This is a genomic window from Amycolatopsis dongchuanensis, assembly GCF_039542405.1.
GTDB lineage: Bacteria > Actinomycetota > Actinomycetes > Mycobacteriales > Pseudonocardiaceae > Amycolatopsis_E > Amycolatopsis_E sacchari.
Window position 1 is genome coordinate 1 of the sequence record NZ_BAABIB010000049.1, and the last position, 15,495, is coordinate 15,495.

Genomic DNA, 15,495 nt, shown 5'->3' on the forward strand with positions numbered 1-15,495 from the left:
ACCCACACAAGATCAAAAACTATCAGAACAAGATCACGAAGTGCGGCTGGAGTACTAGTGGCCGCGCACGCCCGCATCGGGATCGAGCGCCAGCTCTACACGGTGCGCCGCCACGTGGTGCCCGTGCTCGAGCCCGGCGCCACCCCGCAGCGCGTGCTGCACCTCTCCGACGCCCACATGGCGCCCTGGCAGCGGCGCAAGCAGCGGTGGATGGAACGGCTCGTCGCGCTGCGCCCCGACCTCGTCATCAGCACGGGCGACAGCCTCGGCCACGTCGAGGGGCTGGCCGGTCTCCGCCGCGCCCTGTCGCCCCTGCGCGGGGTGCCCGGAGTCTTCGTCCACGGCTCGAACGACATGTGGGGTCCCAGCCCGCGCAATCCCCTCCGCTACTTCCGCGGACCCTCGGACCGCCCGTCCCGCTCCGCCCGCCTCGACACCGCCGCCCTCGACGCGTTCATGACCGACGAGCTCGGGTGGCACAGCGTCGACAACGGAGCCGTCACCCTCACGCTGCGCGGCAGCCGCGTGCGGCTGTTCGGCGTGGGCGACGCCCACCACAACCTCGACGACCCCGAGGCCGCGGCGCGCGCCCTGTCGGCCCAGCCCGACGCCCCGCTCACGCTCGGCGTCGCGCACGCCCCGTACCGCCGGGTGCTCGACGCGCTCACCGATCAGGGCGCCCACATGCTGTACGCGGGGCACACGCACGGGGGGCAGGTGCGCGTGCCCTTCTACGGCGCGCTCGTGTCGAACTGCGACCTTCCGGTGCGCCAGGCGCGTGGCCTGTCGACGTGGACGCACGACGGGCGCACCGTGCCGCTCAACGTGAGCGCCGGGCTCGGGCACTCCGTCTATGCGCCGGTGCGCTTCGCGTGCCGCCCCGAGGTCTCGCTCCTCACCCTGGCGCCCCGCGCGTAAGCCCCGCGCGGCTCAGCGGCGCAGAGCCCGCCACTCCTCGTACACGTCGCGGTAGCGCCGGGTCCGTGCGGGATCGGGCATCACGACGCGGTCCTCGCCCAGCAGGCGCCGGCGCGCCTCGTCCAGGTCGGCCAGCAGTCCCACCCCGACGAGCCCGAGGGCGGCCGCGCCCCGCAGTGTCACGTCGGGATCGCCCGCGACGCGCACGGGACGCCCCCAGACATCGGCCCTGAGCCGCGCGACGGCTTCGCTGCGGGCGGATCCGCCCGCGAACACGACGGGGAGCTCCCCGCCGGGATCGAGCACGTCGATCCCCTCGCGCACGGTGAAGGCCGCCGCTTCCTGGGCCGCGCGCAGCAGGTGCGCGGGACCGTGCGACGGCCGCTGCCCGGCCAGCCCCCCGGCCGCGTCGGAACGCCAGCGGGGGAAGCGCTCGCCGGTCATGGCCGGCAGCACGCGCAGCCCGTCGGCGCCGGGCGGGACGGCGTCGAGCACGTCGTCGGCCACGGCGCCCACGAGCCCCCGCCAGTGCGCCACGGCACCGCCCGTCAGGCCCGTCGCGCCGCCCGCCACGACGCGCCCCGGCAGCGCGGAGGGGTTGAGCACGACGCCCGCGCCGACGTCGGCCGTGCCCCGGTCACCGGGCAGGAGCCGCCCCACGACGTCGGTGGTGCCCGCGACGTCGGCGACGGCCTCGGACGACGTGCCCAGCAGCAGGGCGATGCCGACCGAGCCGTCCGGCCCGCCGCTCAGCACGGGCGTGCCGGCCGGCAGCCCCGTGGCAGCCGCCGCCGCGGCGGTGAGTCCGCCGACCGTCGCGGTCGGCGCGAGCTGCGGGGGGAAGAGGCCGGGGTCGAGCCCCAGCTCGGCGATGACGTCCTCGCACCACCGGCCGGTCGCCCCGTCCGACGCGAGCGTGTAGGCGGCGTCGATCGTGTCGGTCGCGAGCTCGTCGGTGAGCGCCGCGACCAGGTGGTCCTTGGGCGACAGCACGGCGCGGGCGCGGCGCCGCTCGTCGCCTGTCAGCGAGAGCAGCAGCGCGAGCGCGCCGCCGGTGAGCTGCGGCCGCCCCGACGCCGCGCGGATCCGCGCGCGCAACGCGTCCGGCGCGGCGAGCAGCGCGTCGAGCCCGCGGCGGTCGGCCCAGCCACCCCCGGGGACGATGGGCCGGGCGTCGGCATCGACCACCACGGCGCCGATGTGGGCCGAGACCACCACGGCGTCGGGGGCGGGCGCGTCCGCGACGGCGCGCAGCGCGGCGTTCACCTCGGCGACGAGCGCGTCGGGGTCGTAGAGCTCCCCGCCCACGCTCGACGTGCGCTCGACGCGCGCGTGAGCGATCGTGCGGCCGTCGGCACGCACGATCGCCGCCCGCACGGCCGACGTGCCCACGTCGACCGCGGCGACGTGGCCGCTCATCCGGCGTCGATCCGCAGCAGCAGCGGGAAGGCCGGCAGGGTCACGCTCACCGTGTACTCCACCACGTCGCCCGCGTCGTCGTACGTGCTGCGCCGCCCCTCGAGCACGGCCCCGCCCGGCGCCAGGCCGAGCAGCCCGGCCCGCTCGGGGTCGAGCGCGAGCGCGACCATGGCGTGGTCGGCGTGTCGCAGTCGCACCCCGTACCGCTCCGTGAGGGTGCGGTAGAGCGACCCCTCCAACAGCGGCTCCCGAGAGAGGGACGGGGCGACCGCGTACGGGATCCACGCGTCCTGCAGGGCCGCGGGCGCCCCGTCGACGAGGCGCACGCGCGTCAGCCTCGTCACGGTGTCGCCCTCCACCCCGCCCAGCGCGCGGGCCACGTCCACCGGCGCCGTGGTCGTCTCGCAGCGCACGATGCGGCTCGCCACCTGCTGCGCCGACTCGCCCAGCTCCTCCGCGAACGACCGCAGTCGCCCGAGGCGCCGCGCGCGCCGCGGCTCCTCCGTGACGAAGGTGCCCAGCCCCTGACGGCGGCGCACGAACTGGTCGGAACCCAGCCGGTCGAGGGCCTGGCGCACCGTCATGCGGCTCACGCCGTACTGGCGGGCGAGATCGGTCTCACTCGGCAGCTGGTCGGCCGGCGCCAGCGCGCCGGAGGTGATCTGCGAGACGATGTCGTCGTAGATCACCCGGTACATCGGCGCCCGCGTCATCTCAGATCGCTCCCGTCTCCCGTAGTCGCGCGATCTCCTCGGGGGTCATCCCCAGCACCGCGCCGTAGACGTGAGCGTTGTCCTCGCCCACCCGGGGCGGCGCCTTGCGCACCGTCGGCGGGGTCTTCTCCATCTTAATGGGGTTGCCCGGCACCCGAATGAGACCGAGCTCCGGGTGCTCCACCTCCACCACCATCTCGCGCGCGGCGATCTGCGGCGACTGCGCGACCTCGGCCACCGACGCGACCTTCGCGTACGGGATGCCGGCGTCCTGCAGCAGCCGCGAGACCTCCGCGATCGTGCGCGCGCCCACCCAGGCCCCGATCTCGCCCTCCAGGTAGTCCTGGTTGGCCATGCGGCCGTCGACCGTCGCGAAGCGCTCGTCCGCCGCGAGGTCGGGACGTTCCATCACCTCGCAGATGCGCGCGAACAGCGACGCGGTGCCCGCCTGCACGTAGATGGGGCCGTCGAGCGCGTCGTAGACGTTCACCGGCGCCGTGAGCAGGTCGCGCGATCCGCTGCGCGGCATCTCGAGGCCGAGCATGAGCTGCGCGATGAGCCGGATCCCCAGGGCCGAGAACATGGTGTCGAACGAGGCGACGTCGACGAGCTGCCCCTCGCCCGTGCGCTCCTTGTGCATGAGCGCGGCGAGCGCGCCGATCGCGCCCTGGTATCCCGTGGTGTAGTCGGCGATGTAGGTGCCCGACAGGGTCGGCTTGCCGCCGGGCTCGCCGGTCATGCTCATCAGTCCCGACGAGGCCTGCGAGATCGCGTCGAACAGGCCGCGGTGCGCGTCGGGGCCCGTCTGCCCGAACCCGGAGATCGACACCAGGATGACGTCGGGCTTGATCTCCTTCATCCGCTCGTAGCCGAGGCCCATCTTCTCGAGCGTGCCCGGGCGGTAGTTCTCCACCACCACGTCGGCCCACGCCACCAGACGCTCCAGGATGCCGAGCGCCTCGGGGTGGCGGGTGTCGAGCGTCGCGGCGTACTTGTTGCGGTGGTACAGGAACATGTAGATGCTCTCGTCCTGCCAGTACGGCCCGTGGTGGCGCGAGTCCTCGCCCGCGGGGCGCTCGATCTTGAGCACCTCCGCGCCGAAGTCGCCCAGGATCTGCGCGCACAGCGGCCCCGCGATGAAGCGCGAGAGATCGAGGACCTTGACCCCGCCCAGGGGGCCGGTCTTGTCCGCCGTCATGCTCATTCCTCTCCGGCCTGCTGCACGACGAACGCGGGGTACGTCCACGCGTTGGCCGAACGGTCCAGCGGCACGTCGAACACCGCCGGCCGGCCGCCGCGCAGCGCCGCGCCGACCTTCTCGGTGAGGGCGTCGAGCGTCGTGACGACCTCGCCCGCCACGCCCATCCCGCGCGCCACCATGCCGAAGTCGATCGGGTCGAAGTCGACGCCGATCGTGCGCCCGTCGAAGTGCAGCTCCTGCTCCTGGCGGATGTTGCCGTAGCTCGAGTCGTTCAGCACGACGATGCAGACGTTGCCGCGCACGCGGGCGAGCGTCTCGAGCTCGCCCAGGCTCATGCCCAGCGAGCCGTCGCCGATGAGGGCGAGCACGGGCCGCTCCGGATCGATGAGCGCCGCCGCGATCGCCGAGGGCAGCGCGAAGCCCATGTTCCCGAAGCCGACCGGCTTGATGTAGGTGTTGGTCTGCGTCACCTCCCACAGGAACGACCAGACGCCGGGGTTGCCCGCGTCGGGGATCAGGAGCGTGTCATCGGGCGAGACCTCGCGCAGCGCCCGCACGATGTCGGCGGGCGAGAGCGTGCCCTCCGGCGACTCGTCGCGCACCTCGGACGACGCCCACCACTCCGTCCGCGCGCGCTGCAGGCTCTCGATCCACTCGCCGCGGGAGCGCCGGGCGTCGGCCGCTCCGCCGGCGACGGCCGTGAGCAGGTCGCGCGAGAAGGCGCCCAGGTCGGCGACGACGCCGTCCGTGACCTCCGAGTAGTACCGCCCGATCATGGCGGGGTCGACGTCCACCTGCACGACCTCCGGCAGCACGCGCTTCCAGCGCGTGGTGGAGACGGCGTTGAGGCTGTTGCCGAGCGCGAGCACGAGGTCGGCGTCGCCGATCACGCGCGACGAGATGCGCGTGCCCATCCGGCTCACGGCGCCGAAGACGAGCGGGTGCGTCGTGGGGACGGACCCGATGCCGTTGAACGTCGTCACGACGGGGATGTTGAGCGCCTCGGCGAGCGCCAGCACGTCGTCGGCGGCACGGGCGCGGTTGCCGCCGTTGCCGAGCCAGATGACGGGCCGCTCGGCGGCGAGCACGCGCTCGGCGACGCGCGCCAGCGCGACCGGGTTCGGCGAGGGCCGCTCGCCCACCCACGACCGGCTGGGGTGCACCTCGGGCACGGCCGGGTAGTCCGCGACGGGCCCCTCGATCATGTCGCGCGCGAAGTCGAGGTGCACCGGTCCCGGATTGCCCGCCATGGCGTTGACGTACGCCTCCTCCATCGCCTGCTTGAGCGAGGACGCGTGCGCGACCAGTCGCGACCACTTCACGAGCGGCTTGATGAGCTCGACGTGGTCGGCGTTCTGCGCGTCGTCCTTGTGGATGTTCTCGCCGTTGTTGTTGCAGGTGAGCACGAAGCCCGGGCTCGAGTCGCGGTAGGCGCCGCCGACCCCCGTGATGAGGTTCGTCGCGCCGGGGCCCGTCGTCGAGATGCACGCGGCGGGGCGGCCGGTGAGGCGGCCGTAGGCGTCCATCATGACGGCCGCCGCGTTCTCGTGGCGGGTGTGGACGAACTCGATGCCGGGGGTGTCGATGATGGCGTCGGTGATGGCGAGCGTCTGTCCTCCGACGACGCCGAAGACGTACTCGATCCCGAGGGAGCGGAGCATGTCGACGACGAGCTGTCCGCCGGTCTTGTTCTCGGTCATGGCAAGGATGTCGCTTTCTCTGGGGGTCAGGAGGACGGGACGGTGGCGGATGCCCAGCCGACCGTCATGAGGCGGCCGTCGTGCCGGCGCACCCACACCTCGAGCCCGACGGTCACGCCGTCCGCGGTGGGGGTGAGCTCGGTGACGACGCCCGTGACGGTGAAGGGCTCGAACACGTCGAGGGGGACGAGGAACTTGACGCGCAACCATCCCGAGGTGAGGAAGGGCGCGCCGAAGCGCAGGGTAAGCAGCTGGGCGAGCACGCCGAACTGCTGCTGGCCCTGCACGATCGGCACGCGCAGGCCGCCCGAGCGCGCCACCGCGATGTCGTTGTGGATGTTGCGGACGTACTCGCCGACGCGGCTGAAGACGGCGGCCTGCTCGGCGGTGATCGTCTTGTGCAGCGGCGCGAGCACGTCGCCCACGCGCACGGACGCGTCGATCGTCTCGATCACGCGGGCGTCCGGCGCGACCTCGCCGGTGACGCGCTTGTCGGGCGTGCCGCTGCCGCGCCCGCCGATCGCGCCCGGGTTCGTCTTGAGGATCTCCACCCCGCGGTGCCGGACGATGCTGCGCCCGTCCGCGCCGGTGGCCTGCGCGTCCATCACGACGTAGCCCTCGCCGCGGCGCTCATACGCCTCGGTGTAGGTGCCGCTCAGGGTGACGACCTCGTCGAGCCGCGCGGGGCTGTCGAACCACATCTGCTCCTCGGTGTGATAGCCGACGACCTTGCTGCCGGCGTACACGAGCGTGAACAGCTGGACGAGGTCGTTGCCGAGAAGCGCGGCGTGGCCGATGCGCTCGCCGTCGAACGGGCTGGCCTCGAAGTGCCACGGCGAGTAGTCGTCCTGCGTGAAGGCGAAGCGCTTGATCTTGTGATCGTCCACGACGACCTGCACGGTGCCGAGGGGCTCGGGGATCTCGAGGTTCTCGAACTCGGGCTCCTTGAGCCCGGCCTCCAGGTCGTCGACGTCGCGCGCGCGACGCGGGTCGGTGAGGTCGCGCCAGGGGCGCGCGGTCGTGCCGGTCATCGGGTCGTCTCCTTGCTGTCGTCGCCGACGCGGTTCATGTCGACGCGGTGCGTCTCCGGGGCGAGCACCGCGCACACCAGGCCGATCAGCACCGCGACGACGGTGATGAGGGCGATGGGCCAGGGGTCGCCGTCGGTCGCCACGAGCAGGGCCGTGGAGGCCAGCGGCCACAGGCCGATGAGGATGCTCGGGATCTGCGCCGCGAGGGAGATGCCCGTGTAGCGGACCTTCGTGCCGAACAGCTCCGAGAAGAACGCGGGCTCCACGCCGTAGACCGCGCCCACGCCGACGGCGTAGGCCACCGCGTAGATCACGTAGGTGAGCACGATGTTGTCGGCGTCCAGGATCCAGAAGAACGGGAACGCGGCGACGGCGCCCACGACCGAGCCGAGGATGAACACCGCGCGGCGGCCGATGCGGTCGCTCAGCTTGCCGAAGAAGTAGTACGTGTAGATCGCCAGCGCCGCCGCGATCGTGCTGGCCAGCAGCACGTCGGTGCGGGGCACCTCGGTGTAGTTGGTCGCGAAGGTCAGGCCGATCGTGAGGATGATGTAGCCGAAGACGGCCTCGCCGAACCGCATGCCCATCGCCAGCAGCAGCGGCTTCTTGAAGCGACGGAACAGCTCGGCGATCGGCATCCGCTCCTTGACCTCGCCGGCCGCCTTGCGCTCGAGCTCGTCCTGAGCCGCCTGGAAGGTCGGCGTCTCGGTCAGCTTGAAGCGGATGAACAGGCCGACCGCGATGAGCACGGCGCTCAGCAGGAACGGCACCCGCCAGCCCCACGTCAGCAGCTGGTCGTCGGGCAGGGCCGCGACGATGGCGAAGATGCTGGTCGACAGCACGAGGCCGATGGCGTTGCCGATCTGCGGGAAGCTGCCGTAGGCCCCGCGCTTGCCCTCGGGGGCGTACTCGACCGCGACGAGCGAGGCGCCGCCCCACTCGCCGCCCGCGCCGAAGCCTTGCACGAGGCGCAGGATCACCAGCAGCACGGCGGCCCAGATGCCCAGCACCTCCGCCGTGGGCAGCAGGCCGATGAGGAACGTCGAGACGCCCATCATCATCAGGGTCGTGATGAGGGCCGCCTTGCGGCCGAACTTGTCGCCGAAGTGCCCGAAGACGATGCCGCCGAGCGGGCGGGCGAAGAAGCCCACGCCGAAGACGGCGAACGCGGACAGCGTTCCGATCACGGGGTCGTCGGGGTTGGGGAAGAACAGCTGCCCGAACACGAGGGCGGAGGCGGTGCCGAAGATGAAGTAGTCGTACCACTCGACGGCGGTGCCGACGAGGCTCGCGACGGCGGCTCGCTTGGCGAGCCGGGTGCGCTCGGACGGGTTGGTGGGCGGGCTTGCGACGGGGTGCGCCATGGGTGACTCCTTTGTCGGGGATGGGGCGGCGGGCAGGGGGCAGCGCTCGCGCGGCCACCCCCTGCGGGAGCGGCCGGCGGGCGGGATCGGGGGTTAGAGGAGGCTCGTCGGGCGATCGGGGTTCTCGTCGATGCGGGCGGACGCCCACCCGACCGCCGTGCGCGTGCCGTCGGGCTTGGTGATCCACACCTCGAGCTCGAGGCGGCCGTCCGCCTCGCCGACGACGGCGCCGGTCGTGGTCAGCTCGTCGCCGGCGTAGGCGGGCGACACGAATCGCAGGTCCAGCTCGCCGCTCGTGAAGAACGAGGCGCCGAAGAACGCGACGAGGTTCTGCACGATCAGGCCGGTCTGCTGCTGCGCCTGGACGATCGTGCGGTCGAGGCCCGACGCGGCCGCCTTCTCGCGGTCGGTGTGCACGTTGCGGTAGCCGCGCCCCGCCCACGAGAACACCGACATCTGGTCCTGGGTGAACCGCGTCGTCAGGGTCGGGATGGCCGCGCGCGCGGGCGCACCCGGGGCCGCGACGGCCTGCACGGGCGCGGCGTCGTCGACCGTGCCCAGCACCGTGCGCGCGCGCTCCTCCCCCGCGGAGCGCCCCTTGCCCACGATCTCGCCGGCGACCGTGCGCATGATCTCGCGCCCGACGTGGGTCACGAGCGGCCGCCCGTCCTCGCCGTACGCGACGGCCTCCAGCACGACGTAGCCCTGCCCGCGGCGCTCGTACTTGTCGGTGTAGCCGCCCTCCACGCGCACGGTCTCGCCGACGCGAACGGGCGCGTGGAACCGCAGGTGCTCGTGGGTGTGCAGGCCCTGAGCGGTGTTGCCGTCGTAGTTCTCGTAGAAGAGGAACAGCAGGTCGTTGGCCAGCACGAGCGGGTGCCCGACGGGGCCGCCGAACGGCGAGTCGCCGAAGTACCACGAGCCGAAGTCGTCCTGCGCGTACGCGTAGTCCACGACCTTGCGTCGGTCGACGACGATGGTCACGGGCCCCATGGGCTCGGGCACCTCGACCAGTTCGTAGCGTGCTTCCTTCAGCTGCGACGTGCTCGTCACCATGTCTCCGTCTCCCTTGACCGATCGTCGCCACTTGTATAGACGACTAGTCACCACCCTACGAACTTCCCGGCGTCCGGTCAAGCGCTCCCGCCGCCCCCCTCGCCGCGGTTCATCCCTTCAGGCCCCCGAGAACCCGCGGATGACGTACCGCTGCAGCACCAGGTAGAGCGCCAGCACCGGCAGGATCGCGATGAGCATTCCCGCGAAGATCAGGCCCCAGTCCGCCGCGTACTGCCCGACGAACCCGTAGATCACCACGGGCAGCGTCTCGGCCTTGCTGCCGCCGAGGAACACGAGCGGGGTGAAGAAGTCGTTCCAGATGTTGATGGCGTTGAGCACGAGCACGGTCCCCGTCACCGGCCCCATCAGGGGCAGCACCACGCGCACGAAGATCGTGATCGTGCCCGCCCCCTCCGTGAGCGCGGCCTCCTCGTAGTCGGGCGGCAGCGCCCGCATGAAGGTCGCGTAGAGGAAGACGGTGAACGGCAGCAGCACCGCCGCGTAGAACAGCACCAGCCCGACGATCCCGTCGATCCCCACGCTCGTGAGGAACTGATAGAGGGGGATGACGACGATCTGGATGGGCAGCGTGATCCCGACGAGGAAGAACGTGAAGACGCGGTTCGACCAGCGACTCGTGTTGCGGGCGATCGCGTATCCCGCCGTGGACCCCAGGACGACGATGAGCACGAGGCTCACGACGGTCACCACGAGGCTGTTCACGAGGGCGCCCGACAGCGACGCGCCGCCCAGCTGGCCGCCGGCCTCCCACGCCCGCTCGAAGTTGGCCCACGTCGGGGTCAGCGGCAGGCCCCAGGGATCCGACACCGTCTGCGCCGTCGTCTTGAGCGAGGAGACGACGAGGAAGTAGATGGGGGCGAGGAAGAGCAGCGTCACGAGGCCCAGCAGCGCCTCGCGCACCCCGGTGCTCCAGCGGTAGCGCGTGTTCATCGGGTTCCCCCCGCCTGTTCCTCCCGCCGGCGGAGAATCCGCAGCTGGGCGATCGAGATGATGACGACGAGCGCGGTGAGCAGCACGCCGAGCGCCGAGGCGGACGCGAAGTCGCCCACCGAGAACGCCTGCTTGTAGATGACGGTGGCGACCGTCTCGGTGGCATAGCCGGGGCCGCCGCCCGTCATCGCGATCACCTGGTCGAAGAGCTTGAGGCTCGAGACCGCCGAGATGACGAGGTTGATCGTGAAGGCCGGCGCGAGCAGCGGCAGCGTGATGTGGCGGAACCGCGCCCACGCCCCGGCGCGGTCGATCGTCGCGGCCTCGTGCAGCTCCTCGGGGATGCCCTCGAGACCCGCCAGGAAGATCACCATGGAGTACCCGGCGTGCTGCCAGATGACCGTGACGGCGATCGCCATGAGCGCGACGGACGGGTCGCCCAACCAGGCCCGGCCGAGCTCGCCGAGCCCGATGGCGGCGAGCGCCTCGTTGACGGCGCCGCCCTGCGGCGCGTACATGTACTGCCATACGTAGGCGACGACGAGCGGGCTGAGCGCGACGGGCGCGAACAGCGCGATCCGCATGGCGCTGCCCGTCTTCAATCCCCGATGCACGGCGAGCGCGAGGGCGAGGCCCACGAGGTTCTGCACGACGACCACGACGAGCGTGAACAGCAGCGTGTTGGTGAGCGCCGTGAGCAGGCGCGGATTGGTGAACGCGGTGACGAAGTTGTCGACGCCGACGAAGCCGGGAGCCGGATCGAGCCCGTTCCAGTCCGTGAGCGAGTAGCCGAACGTGGCGAGCGCCGGCAGCAGCTCGACGACGGCGTAGACCAGGCCCGCGGGAAGCACGAGCAGCCACGGCACGTGGAGGCCGGGACGGCCCCGGCCTCGCCCCGCGACCTTGGCGCCGACCGGGCCGCGCCCGGGAGCGCTCTGCGCGCTCCCGGGGCGGGTGGGGATGGTGACGGTCATCGGCTCAGCGCGCCGCGTCGAAGGCCGCGTCCATGCTGCGCAGGGCGTCGGCGATCGTCGCCTGGTCGGTGTACACGTTCTGGACGGCCGCGAAGTGCGCGGACTGCACCTCGGGACTGGGCCAGCGCTGGTCGGGATAGGGCGCCACGTGGTCGGACGACAGCAGCTCGGCCATCGGCTCGAAGCCCTCCGCCAGCTCGACCGGCACGTCCTTGATGCCGGGCACGATGCCGAGCGCGTCGGCCCACTCGCGCAGCGACCCCTCCTGGGCGACGAAGTCGACGAAGTCGAGCGCGGCCTCCTGGTGGCGGGAGCGGGCGTTGACGCCCAGCCCGGGGCCGACACCGATCGGGGCGTACACGTCGGCGGCGCTGTCCGTGCCGGGCAGCGGGAACATGCCGTAGTTCACCTCGGGGTCCAGCTCACGCAGCGACGGGACGCCGTCGAGGACGAGGGTGATCATGAGGGCGTCACCCGACGCGACCGCGTTCTTGGCCTGGTCGTACGTCGTGCCCTCGGCACCGTCGATGAAGCAGCCGTTGTCGCGCAGCTGCATGTACTTCTCGAACGCCTCGTTCCAGCCGGCGCTGTCCTCGAAGCTCGCGTCGCCCGCCAGCTGCTCGTCGGTGAACCCCGGCTCGGGCCCGTACACCGTGCTCGCCACCAGGCCGTAGTTGACCAGCTGGGTGTTCCAGCCCGTGGCGAGGCCGAGCGCGATCGGGATCTTGCCCGCCGCCTTCGCCTCCTCGCACACCGACAGCAGCTCCGACCACGTCGTCGGCACCTCGAGGCCCAGCTCGTCGAACGCGTCGCGGTTGTAGACCGTGCCGATCGTGCCGTAGCCGTACGAGCGGATGTAGGTCTTGCCGTCGAGCTGGTTGAGGGGCGCGAACGAGTCGGGCACGTCGCCCACCCAGTCGCGGTCGCTCTGATCCACCAGGAGCCCCGCCTCGGCGAGCGGCTCGACGCTCGTGGCGTTGCCGGATCCGGGGAAGACCATCATCAGGTCGGGTGCGTTGTTGCCGCCCATCTGGGCCCGGATGGCCGTGTTGTACTGGTCGGCCTCCGCCGTGGAGAGCGCGAAGGTGACGTCGGGGTTCACCTCGCGGTACAGCTCGAACATGCGCTCGAGCGCGGCGCGCTGGCTGGTCATGGACACGACGCGCAGCTCCACGGGGCCGTCGCCGCCCCCGCCGTCGCCGCCCGCGCACCCGCTGAACGCCAGTGCCGCCACGGCGACGCCCGCGAGCGCGGTGATCTTCCGCCTGGTTGTCATCGCTTTCCCTTTCTGTCGGGTCGCTTCGTCGCGACCGTGCCTGCGCCGCGGCGCAGAGGTGGTGGTGTCAGCCGACGAGCGCCGCGGAGCGCAGGTCGGCCGTGATGCGGTGCTCGCCCGGGCCGAGCGTCAGCTCGAGCGCGCCGGAGGTGTCCGACACGCGCGGATCGCCGTCCTCGACGGGACGCCCGTCGACGACCGCTCCCTCGCGGGCGCAGGGCAGCACGACGCGCGCGGTCGCCCGGGCGGGCACCGTGAGCGAGAGGGCGACCGCGTCGCCGTCCCGGCGCCACGCGCTGGCGATCGTGCCGCGCACGGTCTCGAGGGTGGCCTCGGCCCACTGCGGGCCGGCGTCGACGACGGGCCGCACGAGGATGCGGGCGAACCCCACCGAGTCCGGCTCCTGGTCGATGCCCGCGATGCCGTGGTAGAGCCACTCCCCCACGGACCCCAGCGAGTAGTGGTTGAACGAGTTCATGCCGGCGGCCTGGAAGCCGTTCTCCTCGGTCCAGCCGTCCCAGCGCTCCCAGATCGTGGTGGCGCCGTGCTCGACGGAGTAGCCCCACGACGGGTATGCCGTCTGGGTGACGAGCCGGTAGGCCAGGTCGCCGTGCCCGAAGCGGTGCAGCGTGGGGCACAGGAGCGCGACGCCCAGGAAGCCGGTCGTGAGCCGGTCGCCCCGCGAGACCACGTCATCGACGAGGTGCCGCACGGTCGCGGGAACGAGGTCCTCCGGCACGAGGTCCCAGGCGAGGGCCATCAGGTGGCCCGTCTGGGTGTGCCCGGCGACGCGGCCCTGCGCGTCGATGAAGGCCGCGGCGAAGGCGTCGCGCACGCGCTCCCACCGCTCGCGCAGCTCACCGGCGCGCCCGTGACCGAGCACCTCCGCCGCGCGCCAGGCGATCCAGCTGCTGCGCGCGAAGTAGGCCGTCGAGACGACGTCGCGCGGGGTGTCGGCGTCGACCTGCAGCCAGTCGCCGTAGTTGTTGCCGACGCCGTGCCGCCACAGCCCGTCGGGGTTGAGCCGGTCGATGCGGTCGACCCAGGCGAGCATGCCCGGCAGGTTCTCCTCGAGCACGCGCGTGCGGCCCGTGGTGCGGTACACCTCCCACGGGATGATGACGGCGCCGTCGCCCCAGCCCGGCGCGGCCTCGCGCTGGTTCGGCTGGATGGAGGGAACGAAGTTCGGGTAGGCGCCGTCGGCTCGCTGCGCGATCTGCACGTCGCGCATCCAGCGCTCGTAGAACGGAGCGACGTCGGCGTGCAGCAGCGCGGTCGGCGTGAACACCTGCGCGTCGGCGAGCCACCCCAGGCGCTCGTCACGCTGCGGGCAGTCGGTCGGCACGGCGAGGAAGTTGCCCTTCAGGCCCCAGCGGATGTTGGAGTCGATGCGGTTCACGAGCTCGTCGCTGCACGAGAACGACCCCGTCCACGCGAAGTCGTTGTGCAGGACGTGCGCGACGACGTCGAACTCCAGTCCCGGCGCGTCGACCACGGTGACCTCGGCGTACCGGAAGCCGTGGAACGTGAAGCTCGGCTCGTACACCTCCTCCGCGCGGCCCGCCATGAAGTACGCGTCGGTGGCCGCCGCCGCGCGCAGGTTCTCGGTGTAGAGGCTGCCGTCGGCGTGCAGGGCCTCGGCGTGCCGCAGCACGACGCGGCCGCCCTCCGTCGTGCCCCGCAGCGCGAGGCGCAGCCGGCCGACGAGGTTCTGGCCGAAGTCGATCACGAAGCGCCCCGGCTCCGGCTCCTGGGTGGACAGCGGCGGCACGGCGCCGACGACCGCGACAGGGGCGTCGGTCTCGCCCACGAGCGAGACGTCGTCGCGCGGCACGACCTCCACGGGATTCCACCCGGCGTCGTCGAAGCCCGGGCCGTCCCACCCGGGGCTCTCGCCCCGCGCGTCGTACCACTCGCCCATCATCATGTCGGAGTGCCGGATGGGGCCGCGCAGCTCGCGCCAGTGGGCGTCGGTCGTCAGCACCGTGCGCGAGCCGTCGGCGAAGTCGAGCACGAGCTGCGCGAGGAACTCGGGGCGCTCGCCGTAGTGCGCGCCCTGGCGTCGGGGGTCGAAGCCCACCATGCCCGACCACCAGCCGTCGGCCACGACGGCGCCGATGGCGTTGGGCCCGGCCGCGAGCAGCCCTTCGACGGGCACGACGCGATACGGGATGCGGGACCGGTACTCGGTCCATCCGGGCGCGAACTCGGCGTCGTCCACCCGCCGGCCGTTGACCGTGACGCGCGCTACCCCCCGGGCGGAGTACACCAGGCGCGCGCGCGTCAGCTCGGCGGACACCTCGAAGGCCCGTCGGAAGCGCGCGGGCGCCTGCAGCATCCGGGTGCGGTCGGTCAGGCCGTCGTCGAGCGACGGCGGCACCCGCCCGGGGTCGTGGCTGATGTCGCGGCGGATCCACGCGGCCTGCCACTCGTCCGCGTGCAGGATCCCCGTCTCGAACCACGTGCCGATGACGCTCGTGGAGGGGTCGCCGCCGCGCACGGCGACGTCCCAGTGGTAGCGCGTGAGCGACTCCAGCGGCGCGCCGCCGTAGGCGACCGCGGTGGGCTGCTCGGGGGCGAACTCCAGCCATCCGCTGTCCCACAGCAGGTCGCCGCCCTCCGCGCCGCCGTCCCGATAGACGCGGACGCGGTGCTGCTCGCCGCCCGCGTGCGGCTCCGCGCTGCGGAGCTTCCACGCCAGGATGGGGCGCGCGGCGTCGACGCCGATCGGGGTCGCGCGCGACTCGGTGGACAGGTCGTAGGGCTCGAGCGTCACGGCGAGAGCACCTCCTTGTGCTGGGGAAAACCCGCGAGTGTCAGCGGTGACACCATGTCTAGTACTCCAGCCGCACTTCGTGATCTTGTTCTGATAGTTTTTGATCTTGTGTGGGT

The 15,495-nt window shown here is 72.3% G+C and carries 12 protein-coding genes; 1 reads left to right on the forward strand and 11 read right to left on the reverse strand.

Features of this window, described 5'->3' with window-relative positions:
* The first annotated feature begins 57 nt into the window (after positions 1-57).
* Complete coding sequence (locus tag ABFX51_RS10440) at positions 58-918, forward strand: metallophosphoesterase (RefSeq protein ID WP_346053591.1); 861 nt, start codon at positions 58-60, stop codon at positions 916-918.
* 12 nt (positions 919-930) lie between these two features.
* On the opposite strand, the gene ABFX51_RS10445 is transcribed toward ABFX51_RS10440, so the two are convergent.
* From ABFX51_RS10445 to ABFX51_RS10495, 11 genes are all read right to left on the reverse strand, one after another.
* Complete coding sequence (locus tag ABFX51_RS10445; protein ID WP_346053592.1) at positions 931-2,337, reverse strand: xylulokinase; 1,407 nt, start codon at positions 2,335-2,337, stop codon at positions 931-933.
* Complete coding sequence (locus ABFX51_RS10450; protein WP_346053593.1) at positions 2,334-3,050, reverse strand: GntR family transcriptional regulator; 717 nt, start codon at positions 3,048-3,050, stop codon at positions 2,334-2,336. The genes ABFX51_RS10445 and ABFX51_RS10450 overlap by 4 nt, the downstream gene beginning before the upstream one ends.
* A 1-nt stretch (position 3,051) precedes the next feature.
* On the reverse strand, positions 3,052-4,248 hold the full coding sequence (locus ABFX51_RS10455) for a CaiB/BaiF CoA transferase family protein (RefSeq protein WP_346053594.1): 1,197 nt from the start codon (positions 4,246-4,248) through the stop codon (positions 3,052-3,054).
* Between the two features lie 2 nt (positions 4,249-4,250).
* Positions 4,251-5,951, reverse strand: a complete 1,701-nt coding sequence (locus ABFX51_RS10460) for a thiamine pyrophosphate-binding protein (protein WP_346053595.1) — start codon at positions 5,949-5,951, stop codon at positions 4,251-4,253.
* A gap of 26 nt (positions 5,952-5,977) precedes the next feature.
* Entirely contained in the window at positions 5,978-6,982 is a 1,005-nt protein-coding gene (locus ABFX51_RS10465; protein WP_346053596.1) for a MaoC family dehydratase, read from the reverse strand.
* On the reverse strand, positions 6,979-8,346 hold the full coding sequence (locus tag ABFX51_RS10470) for an MFS transporter (RefSeq protein WP_346053597.1): 1,368 nt from the start codon (positions 8,344-8,346) through the stop codon (positions 6,979-6,981). The genes ABFX51_RS10465 and ABFX51_RS10470 overlap by 4 nt, the downstream gene beginning before the upstream one ends.
* 93 nt (positions 8,347-8,439) lie before the next feature.
* Positions 8,440-9,402: a MaoC family dehydratase gene (locus ABFX51_RS10475; protein ID WP_346053598.1), complete on the reverse strand. Its 963-nt coding sequence runs from the start codon at positions 9,400-9,402 to the stop codon at positions 8,440-8,442.
* Between the two features lie 117 nt (positions 9,403-9,519).
* The gene (locus ABFX51_RS10480) at positions 9,520-10,353 is read right to left on the reverse strand and encodes a carbohydrate ABC transporter permease (protein ID WP_346053599.1); all 834 of its coding nucleotides are present in this window, start codon (positions 10,351-10,353) and stop codon (positions 9,520-9,522) included.
* Positions 10,350-11,327 (reverse strand): carbohydrate ABC transporter permease, encoded by a 978-nt coding sequence (locus ABFX51_RS10485; protein ID WP_346053600.1) that lies wholly within the window; start codon positions 11,325-11,327, stop codon positions 10,350-10,352. Before ABFX51_RS10485 ends, ABFX51_RS10480 begins: the two co-directional genes overlap by 4 nt.
* A 4-nt stretch (positions 11,328-11,331) precedes the next feature.
* Positions 11,332-12,603 (reverse strand): ABC transporter substrate-binding protein, encoded by a 1,272-nt coding sequence (locus ABFX51_RS10490; RefSeq protein ID WP_346053601.1) that lies wholly within the window; start codon positions 12,601-12,603, stop codon positions 11,332-11,334.
* A 67-nt stretch (positions 12,604-12,670) separates the two neighbouring features.
* Positions 12,671-15,379, reverse strand: coding sequence for an alpha-L-rhamnosidase (locus ABFX51_RS10495; protein WP_346053602.1), 2,709 nt, complete (start codon positions 15,377-15,379; stop codon positions 12,671-12,673).
* Between the last annotated feature and the right edge of the window lie 116 nt (positions 15,380-15,495).

Coding starts and splice junctions, on each gene's coding strand:
- ABFX51_RS10445 (WP_346053592.1), bottom strand. CDS start 2,337: ATGAGCGGCCACGTCGCCGCGGTCGACGTGGGCACGTCGGCCGTGCGG.
- ABFX51_RS10450 (WP_346053593.1), bottom strand. CDS start 3,050: ATGACGCGGGCGCCGATGTACCGGGTGATCTACGACGACATCGTCTCG.
- ABFX51_RS10455 (WP_346053594.1), bottom strand. CDS start 4,248: ATGACGGCGGACAAGACCGGCCCCCTGGGCGGGGTCAAGGTCCTCGAT.
- ABFX51_RS10460 (WP_346053595.1), bottom strand. CDS start 5,951: ATGACCGAGAACAAGACCGGCGGACAGCTCGTCGTCGACATGCTCCGC.
- ABFX51_RS10465 (WP_346053596.1), bottom strand. CDS start 6,982: ATGACCGGCACGACCGCGCGCCCCTGGCGCGACCTCACCGACCCGCGT.
- ABFX51_RS10470 (WP_346053597.1), bottom strand. CDS start 8,346: ATGGCGCACCCCGTCGCAAGCCCGCCCACCAACCCGTCCGAGCGCACC.
- ABFX51_RS10475 (WP_346053598.1), bottom strand. CDS start 9,402: ATGGTGACGAGCACGTCGCAGCTGAAGGAAGCACGCTACGAACTGGTC.
- ABFX51_RS10480 (WP_346053599.1), bottom strand. CDS start 10,353: ATGAACACGCGCTACCGCTGGAGCACCGGGGTGCGCGAGGCGCTGCTG.
- ABFX51_RS10485 (WP_346053600.1), bottom strand. CDS start 11,327: ATGACCGTCACCATCCCCACCCGCCCCGGGAGCGCGCAGAGCGCTCCC.
- ABFX51_RS10490 (WP_346053601.1), bottom strand. CDS start 12,603: ATGACAACCAGGCGGAAGATCACCGCGCTCGCGGGCGTCGCCGTGGCG.